Below are 11,622 nucleotides of genomic sequence, written 5' to 3'. Positions count from 1 at the left end.
TCACGGGAGGGAAGGGAATGTTCGGTGGCTTATTCGGCGGCGATCGCGGTCGGCTCGTCGCCCTTGTCCTCGACGCTGTCGAGGTCGACGTTGAGGCCGAGCGAGCGCATTTCCTTGACCAGCACGTTGAAGCTCTCGGGGATGCCGGCCTCGAAGGTGTCGTCGCCCTTGACGATCGCCTCGTAGACCTTGGTCCGGCCGATCACGTCGTCCGACTTCACGGTCAGCATTTCCTGCAGCGTGTAGGCGGCGCCATAGGCCTGGAGCGCCCACACCTCCATCTCGCCGAAGCGCTGGCCGCCGAACTGCGCCTTGCCGCCCAGCGGCTGCTGGGTGACCAGCGAGTAGGGTCCGATCGAGCGGGCGTGGATCTTGTCGTCGACCAGGTGGTGCAGCTTGAGCATGTAGATGATGCCCAGCGTCACCTTGCGGTCGAACGGCTCGCCGGTGCGCCCGTCATAGAGCGTCGACTGGCCCGAGGTGTCGATCCCGGCCTTCGCCAGCATGTCGGACACGTCGCTTTCGCGCGCGCCGTCGAACACCGGGGTGCCCATCGGGATGCCGCCGACCAGGTTCTGCGCCAGGTCCATGACCTCGGCGTCGTCACGCGCGTCGATCTCGCCGACATAGGCCTCGCCGTAGATGTCCTTCAGCTTGGCCTTGACCGCATTGACGTCCTTGCCCGCGAACTCGCCGCCCTTGGCGTGCATGCCCTCGAGCATCTCGCCGATCTGCTGGCCGAGGCCGCGCGCGGCCCAGCCGAGATGGGTTTCGAAGATCTGCCCGACGTTCATCCGGCTCGGCACGCCCAGCGGGTTGAGCACGATGTCGGCATGGGTCCCGTCCTCGAGGAACGGCATGTCCTCGACCGGAAGGATCCGGCTGATGACGCCCTTGTTGCCGTGACGGCCGGCCATCTTGTCGCCCGGCTGCAGCTTGCGCTTCACCGCGACGAACACCTTGACCATCTTGAGCACGCCCGGCGCGAGCTCGTCGCCCGCCTCGAGCTTGCCGATGCGGTCCTCGAGCCGGCGGTTGATCACCGCCGCGGCCTCGTCATACTGCGCCTTCAGGGCTTCGAGGTCGGCCTGCGCCGCGTCGTCCTTGACCGCGATCTTCCACCACTCGTGCTTCGGCGTCTCTTCGAGCGCCGCCTCGTCGATCGCCGCGCCCTTCTTGACGCCCTTCGGCACCGCGGTCGCGGTCTGGCCGATCAGCATCTCCTTCAGACGGGCGAAGGTCGCGCGGTTGAGGATGCCGCGTTCGTCGTCGGCGTCCTTCTTCAGGCGCTCCTTCTCCTCGGTCTGGATGGCGCGGGTACGGTCGTCGATGTCGATGCCGTGACGGTTGAACACGCGCACGTCGACGATCGTCCCGGCGACGCCCGGCGGCAGCCGCAGCGAGGTGTCGCGAACGTCGCTCGCCTTTTCGCCGAAGATCGCGCGGAGCAGCTTTTCTTCCGGGGTCATCGGGCTTTCGCCCTTCGGCGTGATCTTGCCGACGAGGATGTCGCCCGGCTCGACCTCTGCGCCGATGTAGACGATGCCCGCCTCGTCGAGGTTGCGCAGCGCTTCCTCGCCGACGTTCGGAATGTCGCGCGTGATGTCTTCCGGCCCGAGCTTGGTGTCGCGGGCCATCACCTCGAACTCCTCGATGTGGATCGAGGTGAACACGTCGTCCTTCACGATGCGCTCGGAAATGAGGATCGAGTCCTCATAGTTGTAGCCGTTCCACGGCATGAACGCGACGAGCACGTTGCGGCCGAGCGCGAGCTCACCGAACTGCGTCGAGGGACCGTCGGCGATGATCTCGCCCGCGCCGACCGTGTCGCCGACCTTCACCAGCGGACGCTGGTTGATGCAGGTCGACTGGTTCGAGCGCTGGAACTTCATCAGCGTGTAGATGTCGACGCCCGACTCGCCGGCCTTCAGTTCGCCGGTCGCGCGGACGACGATGCGGGTCGCGTCGACCTGGTCGACCACGCCCGGCCGGCGCGCGGCGATCGCCGCGCCCGAATCGCGGGCGACCGTCTCTTCCATCCCGGTCCCGACCAGCGGCGCGTCGGCCTTGATCAGCGGCACCGCCTGGCGCTGCATGTTCGAGCCCATCAGCGCGCGGTTGGCGTCGTCGTTCTCGAGGAACGGGATCAGCGAGGCGGCGACCGACACAAGCTGCTTGGGGCTGACGTCCATCAGCGTGATGGTGTCACGCGGCGCCATCAGGAAGTCGCCGTTGCGGCGGCTCGAGACGATTTCCTCGGCGAACCCGCCCTTGGCGTCCAGCTCGGCGTTGGCCTGCGCGATGGTGTGCTTCTGCTCCTCCATTGCCGACAGGTAAACGACCTGGTCGCTGACCTTGCCGTCGATCACCTTGCGGTACGGAGTCTCGATGAAGCCATACTTGTTGACCCGGCTGAAGCTCGCGAGGCTGTTGATCAGGCCGATGTTCGGGCCTTCGGGAGTCTCGATCGGGCAGATCCGGCCATAATGGGTCGGGTGGACGTCGCGGACTTCGAAGCCGGCACGCTCACGGGTAAGGCCGCCCGGCCCGAGCGCCGAGACGCGGCGCTTGTGGGTGACTTCGGACAGCGGGTTGGTCTGGTCCATGAACTGCGACAGCTGCGAAGAACCGAAGAACTCGCGCACCGCGGCGACCGCGGGCTTGGCGTTGATCAGGTCGTTGGGCATCACCGTCGACACGTCGACGCTGCTCATCCGCTCCTTGACCGCGCGCTCCATGCGCAGCAGCCCGACGCGATACTGGTTCTCCAGCAACTCGCCGACCGAGCGGACGCGGCGGTTGGCGAGGTTGTCGATATCGTCGATCTCGCCCTTGCCGTCCTTCAGGTTCACCAGCTCCTGCACCACCGCGATGATGTCCTCGCGGCGCAGCGTGGTGACCGTGTCCTCGGCGTCGAGGCCGAGGCGCATGTTGAGCTTGACCCGGCCGACCGCCGACAGGTCGTAGCGCTCGGGGTCGAAGAACAGGCCGTAGAACAGCGCGTCGGCGGTCTCGCGGGTCGGCGGCTCGCCCGGGCGCATGACGCGGTAGATGTCCGACAGCGCGCTGTCGCCGTCCTCGCTCTTGTCGGCCTTCAGCGTGTTGCGGATCCACGGGCCGGTGTTGATGTAATCGATGTCGAGCAGCTCGAGCCGGTCGACGCCGGCCTTGTCGAGCTTCTCGAGGTTCTCGGCGCTGACCTCGTCGCCCGCCTCGATGTAGATCTCGCCGGTCTTCTCGTTGATGAGGTCGTAGGCCGAGAAGCGGCCGAAGATTTCCTCGGTCGGGATGATGACGTTCTTGACGCCGTCCTTGCCCGCCGCGTTGGCGCGGCGCGGGGTGATCTTTTCGTGCGCCTTGAAGATGACCTCGCCGCTGTCGGCGTCGACCACGTCGTGGTTCGGCTTCTGCCCGCGCCAGCCCTCGGCGGTGTAAGGCACCTGCCAGCCGTTCTTGCCGCGGACGTAGCTCAGTTTCTTGTAGAAGGTGTTGAGGATCTCCTCGCTCGACAGGCCGAGCGCGTGGAGCAGCGCGGTCACCGGCAGCTTGCGCTTGCGGTCGATGCGGACGTTGACGATGTCCTTGGCGTCGAACTCAAAGTCGAGCCACGAGCCGCGGTACGGGATCACCCGCGCGGCGAAGAGATACTTGCCGCTGGCGTGAGTCTTGCCGCGGTCATGATCGAACAGCACGCCCGGCGAGCGGTGCATCTGGCTGACGATCACGCGCTCGGTGCCGTTGATGATGAAGGTGCCGTTGCCCGTCATCAGCGGCATGTCGCCCATGTAGACGTCCTGCTCCTTGATATCGATCACCGACTTGGCCTCGGTGTCGGGATCGATTTCGAAGGTGGTCAGGCGCAGTGTCACGCGCATCGGCGCGGCGTAGGTCAGCCCGCGCTGGCGGCACTCGTCGGTGTCGAACTTCGGATCCTCGAGGACGTAATGGTCGAAGTCGAGATGCGCGGTGCCGGCGAAATCCTGGATCGGGAACACGCCGCGGAGCGTCTTTTCGAGCCCCGAGACATAGCCGATCGACGGGTCCGAGCGAAGGAACTGCTCGTAGGACTCGCGCTGGACCTCGATCAGGTTCGGCATCTCGCTGATCTCGTGGATGTTGCCGAAGATCTTGCGGATGCGGCGCTGCTTGGTCATGCGGGCCATCGTCGGCACGTCTTTGCTCTGGGTCGCCATGGGTCGTCCTGCGCTTCGGGCACGCGTTGGGGCACGCGGGCCACTGGGTTCAAAGGCAGCGCTTGGTCCTGCGATCCCCCGCCATACGTTCGGGCCGTTGCGCGGGTCGGCCCGTGTCCCGGCGGGGACAGGAACAGCCCCGGGCACGCCAAGCGGCGCGGCGGAGCCGATATGTCTGGATGGGTCGGATATAGCGCTTATCCGATTGCGCGCAAGGGGGTTACAATGCTGTGCCGCCTTGATCGTTCCCCGCCCGCGCCCATCTGCCGGGCATGACCGAGATCCGCATCCACGATTTCCACGCCCACATCTATTACGACCCGGCCGAGGTCGAGCGGGCCAAGGCGCTCGCCGCCGAGGTGCAGCGGCGGTTCGGGGTCGCGGTCGGGCATTTTCACTTGCGCCCGGTCGGCCCGCACCCGCGCGGGTCGGTGCAGATGACCGTTCCCGCCGCCCGCTTCGGCGAGGTCGCGACGTTCCTGAGCGTGGCGCGCGGCGGGCTCACCGTCTTCGCCCACGCCTCGACCGGCGACGATTACGCCGATCACACCCGCAACGTCGTCTGGTTCGGGCCGAGCGAGCCGCTCGACCTGTCGATCTTCTAGCCAATCGGAACGCAGCGCCCGCTGCCGCGGGTGCGCACGACCGACCCGTCGTCCTGCGGCGCGGCGAGGCTGACGCTCACCGTCCGCGCGCGACGGTCGAACCGCATCGTCCCCTTGGGCGAGGCGAGCAGCACCTGCGCCGCGGTCCAGCTGCGCACCTCGAACCCCTTCAGCGACAGCGACAGGAAGGGAAGGAAGCCGACCTTTACCGACACGTCGCTCGCGGCGCGGTCGAAATGGACGTCGGGCGACAAATGCGTCGTCTTGCTGCCGCCGGGCCGGGTCTCGACATAGTCGACCTCGCAATGCCAGTCGGCGGCGGGGGAGGGGGCCGCGGCGGCGGCCGCGAAAAGCAACAGGACCATGGCCGAAGCGTAGGCGGCGGCGCGCCTGGGGACAAGCTGGGATTACAGGCCGGGTTGACAGGCCGCGCCCGCGCCGGGAAGATGGCGTCCATGTCCACCGCCGCCACTCGTTCGATTCCGACCGGCCGCTGGTGGTGGCGCGCGTCCCCTTCGGCGGCGCGTTGGCGCGGCTGGTGAGCTGATCGCCTCAGACCACCGACCGACCTGACCGACCCGCCCGCGAGGCGGGTTTTTTATTGCCGAGGGATTTCGCAACGCCATGTTCGAGCCGCAAACCGAGCCGCACCGGACGCTTCCGCCCGACGCCGGCCCCGTGCCCAACCCCATGCCGCGGCTGCTCGACGGCAAGGACCTCAGCGCCGACGAGGCCGGGCATCTGTTCGAACGCCTCGTGCTCGGCCGGCTCGAACCGGCGGAGATCGCCGGGGTGCTCGTAGCGCTCAGGGTCAAGGGCGAGACGACCGACGAGATCACCGGCGCGGCGCGCGCGCTCGCCGCCGCCGCCGAGCCGTTCGAGAGCCCCGACTATCTGTTCGCCGACTGTTGCGGCACCGGGGGCGACGACAGCGGGCTGATCAACGTGTCGACCGCCGCCGCCTTCGTCGCCGCCGCCTGCGGGCTTCCGGTCGCCAAGCATGGCAACCGCTCGGTCAGCTCGAAATGCGGCTCGGCCGACGTGCTCGAAGCGCTCGGCGCCAACCTCGAAGTGTCGCCCGCCCGCGCCCGCGACCTGCTCGACCGGACCGGCTTCTGTTTCCTCTATGCCCCCGCCTATCACCCGGGAATGAAGCACGCCGCGACCGTCCGGCGGCAGCTCGGGGTGCGAACGGTAATGAACCTGCTCGGGCCGTGCGTGAACCCGGCGCGCCCGCCGGTCCAGCTGCTGGGCGTCGCCGACCCGTCACGGCTCGGGCCGATCGCCGAGACGCTTCGGGCGCTGGGCGTGGCCCGCGCGCTGGTGGTCCATGGGGCGGGACTGGACGAAGTCGCGATTCACGGCGACACTCGGGCGATGCGGCTTGGCGACGGCAAGATCGAGGAACTGCTGATCACCCCGGAAATGGCGGGGCTGACCCGCGCCGACCCGGCGGCGGCGATCGGCGGCGACGCGCTCGAAAATGCCGCGCGGCTAAAGGCGCTGTTCGCGGGCGAGGCGCACCCGGTCGAACGCGACATGGTGCTGATCAATGCCGGCGCGCTGCTGATGACCGCGGGCCGCGCCGACACGCTTTCCGCCGGGGTCGAGCTTGCCCGCGACGCGCTCGCGTCGGGGCGGGCCGCCCGGGTGCTCACCGACTATATCGAGGCGTCTCATGGCTGATGTTCTTGCCCGGATCGTCGCGCGCAAGCGCCGCGAGGTCGCCGACCGGCTCGGCAACCGGATCACCCCCGCCGACCCGACCCCGCGCTCGCTTCGCGCCGCGCTCGCCCGCCCGGGCGCGCGGTTCATCATGGAGGTCAAGAAGAAGTCGCCCTCGGGCCACGCCAGCCCGCGCTCGGTTGACGAGGCGGTCGCCGCCTACGCCCCGGTCGCCGACGCGATCAGCGTGCTGATCGACGGCGAGGATTTCGGCGGTTCGCTCGACGACCTGCGCACCGCGCGTCACCGTTTCGGCGGCCCGATCCTCGCCAAGGACTTCATCGTCGACCCGGTCCAGGTCAGCGAGGCGCGCGCCGCCGGCGCCGACGCGGTGCTGGTGATGATGTCGGTGCTCGGCGACGCCGAGGCCGCCGCGGTTCTCACCGAGGCCGCGCGGCTTGGCATGGACGCGATCGTCGAGGTCCACGACGAGCCCGAACTCGCCCGCGCGCTCGCGCTCGGCGCGACCATCGTCGGGATCAACAACCGCGATCTGAAGACGCTGCGGACCGACCTCGCGGTGACCGAACGGCTCGCCCCGACGATCCCGCCCGGGGTGCTGGTGATCAGCGAGTCGGGGGTCGCCACCCGCGCCGACGTCGACCGGCTCGCCCCGCTGGTCGACGCCTTCCTGGTCGGCTCGTCGCTGATGGCCGCCCCCGACATCGGCGAGGCGGCGCGCACGCTGGTCCACGGGCGGGTCAAGCTGTGCGGGCTGACGCGGGTCGAGGACGTCGCGCTCGCCGCCACCGCGGGCGCGACCCACGCCGGCTTCATCCTCGTTCCCGGCACCCCGCGCGCGCTGCCGGTGGCCGAGGCGCGGATGCTCGCCACCACCGCGCGCGACATGGGGCTGAAGGCGGTCGGGGTGTTCCGCGACGCCGATCCCGCCGCAGTCGCGCGCGCTGCCGAGGCGCTCCGGCTCGACGCGGTCCAGCTCCACGGCAGCGAGAGCGAGACCGACATCGCAGCGCTTCGCGCCCGCCTTCCCAAGAAGACCGAGATCTGGGCGCTGTGCGGGGTCGACGTGCGCGCCGGGCCGGGCCGCAAGGGTGCCGACCGCAGCCTGTTCGACACGCGCACCGGCGGCCGCTCGGGCGGGACCGGCCAGCGCTTCGACTGGTCGCTGGTCGAAGGGCGCGACGACCTGTCGAGGGGGTTCATCGCCGGGGGGATCGGCGCCGCCAACGCCGCCGAGGCGTCGCGGCTCGGGGCCTATGGGCTCGACGTCGCCAGCGGGGTCGAGGCGGCCCCCGGGATCAAGGACCGGGCGCGGGTCGAGGCGCTGTTCGCCGCGCTCCGCCCGGCCAAGAGGAGCAACGACGATGCGGCGTGATGGCCGGTTCGGCCGCTTCGGCGGCTGCTATGTCCCCGAAATTCTCGTCCCCGCGCTCGAGCAGCTCGAAGCGGCGTTCCTCGATGCCGAGGAGGATGCCGGCTTCCAGGCCGAGCTCGCCGATCTGCTCGCCACCTATGCCGGGCGGCCGACCCCGCTCACCCGCTGCCGCAACCTCGGCGCGGGCAAGGCGACGATTTATCTGAAGCGCGAGGACCTGCTCCACGGCGGCGCGCACAAGACCAACCAGGTCCTCGGCCAGGCGCTGCTCGCCAAGCGGATGGGCAAGCGCCGGCTGATCGCCGAGACGGGGGCCGGGCAGCATGGCGTCGCCACCGCGATCGTCGGCGCGCTGTTCGGCTTCGACACCGAGATTTACATGGGCGCCGACGACATCGAGCGGCAGGAGCTCAACGTCTTCCGCATGAAGCTGATGGGCGCGAAGGTGATCCCGGTGACCAGCGGCAGCCGGACGCTCAAGGACTCGGTCAACGAGGCGCTGCGCGACTGGACCGCTAGCTTCGCCGACACCCACTACATCCTCGGCACCGTCGCCGGGCCGCACCCCTTTCCCCTGATGGTGCGCCAGTACCAGCGGGTCATCGGGCGCGAGGCGCGCGCGCAGGTGCTCGAGGCCGAGGGACGGCTTCCCGACCTCGTCACCGCCTGCGTCGGCGGCGGGTCGAACGCGATCGGGCTGTTCAGCGACTTCCTCGGCGACGAGGTCGAGATCGTCGGGGTCGAACCGGCGGGCAAGGGACTGTCGGGGCGCGAACATGGCGCGACCCTGCTGCGCGGGCGTCAGGGCGTGTTCCACGGCGCCGAGACGATGATCCTGCAGGACGCCGACGGGCAGGTCGACGACACCTGGTCGATCTCGGCCGGGCTCGACTATCCCGCGGTCGGTCCCGAGCATGCCCACCTCCAGGACATCGGCCGCGTGTCCTACGTCGGGGCCGAGGACGGCGAGGCGCTTGACGCCTTCGTCGCGCTGGCCGAGGGCGAGGGCATCGTCGGGGCGTTCGAAAGCTGTCACGCGATCGCCCACGCGCTCAAGGTCGCCGAACAGCGCGACGATCACCCGGTAATCCTCGTCAGCCTGTCGGGACGCGGCGACAAGGACGTCACCCAGGCCCAGCGCCTGCTCGCCGAACGCCGGCTGAAGGCGGTCGCATGAGCCGCTATGCACAGATGTTCTCGCGCTGCGGCGGGGCTGGCGAGGGTGCATTGGGCGCCTTCCTCACGCTCGGCGATCCCGACGCGGCGCGCTCGGCCGACTATCTCGACGCGCTGGTCGAGGGCGGGGCCGACATGGTCGAGCTCGGCATCCCGTTCAGCGACCCGGTCGCCGACGGCCCGGTAATCCAGGCGGCGGCGCAGCGCGCGCTGGCCGCCGGGGTGCGCACTGCCGACTGCCTCGCGATGATCGCCGACTTCCGCGCCCGCCACCCGGCGGTACCGGTCGGGATCCTGACCTATGCCAATATCGTCGCCGCGCGCGGCATCGCCGCCTTCTGGGCCGATCTCGCCGCCGCCGGGGCCGACAGCCTGCTGGTCGCCGACGTGCCGAGCCTTGAGGCAGCGCCCTACGCCGAGGCGGCGCGCGCGGCGGGTCTCGACCTGGTGATGATCGCCGCCCCGAACACCGCCGCGCCGGTGATCGACCGGATCGCGGCGCTGTCGTCGGGCTATACCTATTGCGTCGCGCGCGCGGGCGTGACCGGGGCCGACCAGCGACTCCAGCTCGATCATGCCGCGCTGTTCGAAAAGCTCGCCGCCGCCGGCGCGCCGCCCCCTGTGCTCGGCTTCGGCATTGCCACCCCGGCACACGTCGCCGAGGCGGTCGCGGCGGGCGCAGCGGGGGTAATCAGCGGCTCGGCAATCGTCCGCCTGATCGAAGAAGGCCGCTCACCCGGCGAGGTGGCGGCCTTCGTCAGCTCCCTGAAATCGTCGACCGGGGCAGCGCGAAAGGGAGCACACGCCGCCCCGGCCTAACTCACGCGCCGATCAGCACGGTCGTCCCGACATCGGTGATCCCGTAAAGCTTCTTGGCGAAAGCGGCGGGAAGGCGGATGCAGCCGTGGCTCGCCGGATAACCCGGGTTGAAGCCGGCGTGCAGCGCGATCCCGTAATTGTCGATGCGCTGCATCCACGGCATCGGCGCGTCGTCATACTTCTTCGACCGATGCATTTCCTCCTTGGCAAGGACGTTGAATTCGCCCGCGGGCGAGTCCTTGCCCGGCTTGCCGCTCGAAATCGTGCTGACCGCGATCAGCTGGTCGCCGCGATAGACGTAGGCAAGCTGGTCACCAAGCGAGATGACCACGCGCGGCGCTTCGGGCGAGCCGTTATCGTGCCACACATAGGCGCCGGGCTTGAGCGATTTTGCGCCGAGCAGGTCCATGGAGTCGACACGAGCGTCTACCGCGGCAGTGCTCGCGGCGGCGATCGCGGTCTCGCTCTCGTCAGAGGCGAAGGCGGCGGTGGGGGCGGTCAGGGCGCATAGCGCCGACGCCGCCAGCGCGAGGGCTAGCTTGCTCATCATCTTGAATTCCCTTTTGAATTTCTAATTCGAAGGGGAAAACGATGAGCCCATTTTGATTGTTCCTAGTATTACGGAACCGGAACAACATAATCGCTTGACAGACAGGCAAAAAGAGAGGCGCCGCCTTTCGGCGACGCCTCCCGTTCGCGATCAATCGCGAAGTCCGATCGCGTAAGCGGTCGCTTACTTGAGCTCGACGGTCCCGCCGGCTTCCTCGATCTGCTTCTTGATCTTCTCGGCTTCGTCCTTGGCGACGCCTTCCTTGACGGCCTTCGGCGCGCCTTCGACCAGCGCCTTGGCTTCGCCCAGGCCCAGGCCGGTGATGGCGCGGACTTCCTTGATGACGTTGATCTTCTTGCCACCGTCGCCGGTGAGGATCACGTCGAACTCGGTCTGCTCTTCGGCAGCCGGGGCAGCGGCACCGGCGGCCGGGCCGGCGACGGCGACGGCAGCGGCGGCCGAAACGCCCCACTTCTCTTCGAGCAGCTTGGCGAGCTCAGCCGCCTCGAGGACGGTCAGCGCCGACAGGTCGTCAACGATCTTGTTCAGGTCAGCCATTCTAATCTCCTAGGGGCCCCACGGCCCGATTGTGTCGTGCTTAATCGAAAAATCAGGCCGCGGCCTTGGCGGCGAAGATGCGCGCCAGCTGGCCACCCGGCTCCATGGCGATCCGGGCGATCTTGGTGGCGGGCGCCTGGACGAGGCCCACCAGCGTTCCGCGCAGCTCGTCGAGCGAGGGCAGGGCCGCAAGGGCCTTGACGCCTTCGACGTCGAGCAACGTGTCGCCCATCGCGCCGCCCACGATTTCGAACTTGTCGTTCGTCTTCGCGAACTCGACGGCCACTTTCGCGGCCGCGACCGGGTCCGAAGAGGTCGCCAGAGCGGTCGGTCCCTGCAGGAACTCCCCGATCGGGCTGTACTTCGAGCCTTCGAGCGCAATCTTCGCCAGCCGGTTCTTCGCAACCTTGAACTGGGCACCGGCGTCGCGCATCTTCGAACGCAGGTCGGACGACTGCGTGACCGAAAGACCGAGGTTGCGGGTCACCACAACCACGCCCGTTTCGGCGAAGACACCCTTCAGCTCGGCAACCAGATCGGCTTTTTGCGAACGATCCATGCCAACTCCAAAGTTTCGGCCAGGGCAGGCGCCCGGGCCGAGTTCAAATTTGCCGGGGAGCCAAGGCTCCTCGACGCGGAATGTCCGTGGGGCGTGGGATC

General features: G+C 68.8%; 10 protein-coding genes. 5 read left to right on the top strand and 5 right to left on the bottom strand.

Features of this window, described 5'->3' with window-relative positions; translation table 11 throughout:
* Positions 1–29: 29 nt before the first annotated feature.
* Entirely contained in the window at positions 30–4,193 is a 4,164-nt protein-coding gene (rpoB, locus tag ABDK56_RS04550) for a DNA-directed RNA polymerase subunit beta (protein ID WP_349806954.1), read from the bottom strand.
* A 272-nt stretch (positions 4,194–4,465) separates the two neighbouring features.
* Here rpoB and ABDK56_RS04545 point away from each other — a divergent pair, with 272 nt between their 5' ends.
* On the top strand, positions 4,466–4,798 hold the full coding sequence (locus tag ABDK56_RS04545) for a DOPA 4,5-dioxygenase family protein (RefSeq protein ID WP_349806953.1): 333 nt from the start codon (positions 4,466–4,468) through the stop codon (positions 4,796–4,798).
* Here the strand turns inward: ABDK56_RS04545 and ABDK56_RS04540 are convergent.
* Positions 4,795–5,163 (bottom strand): hypothetical protein, encoded by a 369-nt coding sequence (locus ABDK56_RS04540; RefSeq protein WP_349806952.1) that lies wholly within the window; start codon positions 5,161–5,163, stop codon positions 4,795–4,797. The genes ABDK56_RS04545 and ABDK56_RS04540 overlap by 4 nt on opposite strands.
* Before the next feature lie 259 nt (positions 5,164–5,422).
* Here ABDK56_RS04540 and trpD point away from each other — a divergent pair, with 259 nt between their 5' ends.
* Genes trpD through trpA form a run of 4 tightly spaced genes read left to right on the top strand, consistent with a single transcriptional unit; the run spans position 5,423 to position 9,854 of the window.
* On the top strand, positions 5,423–6,484 hold the full coding sequence (gene trpD / locus ABDK56_RS04535; RefSeq protein ID WP_349806951.1) for an anthranilate phosphoribosyltransferase: 1,062 nt from the start codon (positions 5,423–5,425) through the stop codon (positions 6,482–6,484).
* Positions 6,477–7,859 (top strand): bifunctional indole-3-glycerol-phosphate synthase TrpC/phosphoribosylanthranilate isomerase TrpF, encoded by a 1,383-nt coding sequence (gene trpCF, locus ABDK56_RS04530; protein ID WP_349806950.1) that lies wholly within the window; start codon positions 6,477–6,479, stop codon positions 7,857–7,859. The genes trpD and trpCF overlap by 8 nt, the downstream gene beginning before the upstream one ends.
* A complete protein-coding gene (trpB, locus tag ABDK56_RS04525) occupies positions 7,849–9,036 on the top strand; it encodes a tryptophan synthase subunit beta (protein ID WP_349806949.1) in 1,188 nt (395 codons plus the stop codon). Before trpCF ends, trpB begins: the two co-directional genes overlap by 11 nt.
* Complete coding sequence (trpA, locus tag ABDK56_RS04520) at positions 9,033–9,854, top strand: tryptophan synthase subunit alpha (RefSeq protein WP_349806948.1); 822 nt, start codon at positions 9,033–9,035, stop codon at positions 9,852–9,854. The genes trpB and trpA overlap by 4 nt, the downstream gene beginning before the upstream one ends.
* Position 9,855: 1 nt before the next feature.
* Here the strand turns inward: trpA and ABDK56_RS04515 are convergent, their stop codons facing one another.
* The 3 genes from ABDK56_RS04515 to rplJ form a co-directional block, all read right to left on the bottom strand.
* On the bottom strand, positions 9,856–10,401 hold the full coding sequence (locus tag ABDK56_RS04515) for a L,D-transpeptidase family protein (protein WP_349806947.1): 546 nt from the start codon (positions 10,399–10,401) through the stop codon (positions 9,856–9,858).
* Positions 10,402–10,587: 186 nt separating this feature from the next.
* The gene (gene rplL, locus ABDK56_RS04510; protein WP_349806946.1) at positions 10,588–10,962 is read right to left on the bottom strand and encodes a 50S ribosomal protein L7/L12; all 375 of its coding nucleotides are present in this window, start codon (positions 10,960–10,962) and stop codon (positions 10,588–10,590) included.
* A 52-nt stretch (positions 10,963–11,014) separates the two neighbouring features.
* Positions 11,015–11,521, bottom strand: coding sequence for a 50S ribosomal protein L10 (rplJ, locus tag ABDK56_RS04505; RefSeq protein WP_349806945.1), 507 nt, complete (start codon positions 11,519–11,521; stop codon positions 11,015–11,017).
* Positions 11,522–11,622: the final 101 nt, after the last annotated feature.

This window comes from Sphingomonas sp. ASV193 (assembly GCF_040203355.1).
Taxonomy (GTDB): Bacteria; Pseudomonadota; Alphaproteobacteria; order Sphingomonadales; family Sphingomonadaceae; genus Sphingomicrobium.
Note: the sequence above shows the minus strand (reverse complement) of the source record. Positions and strands in the feature narration are given on the sequence as shown.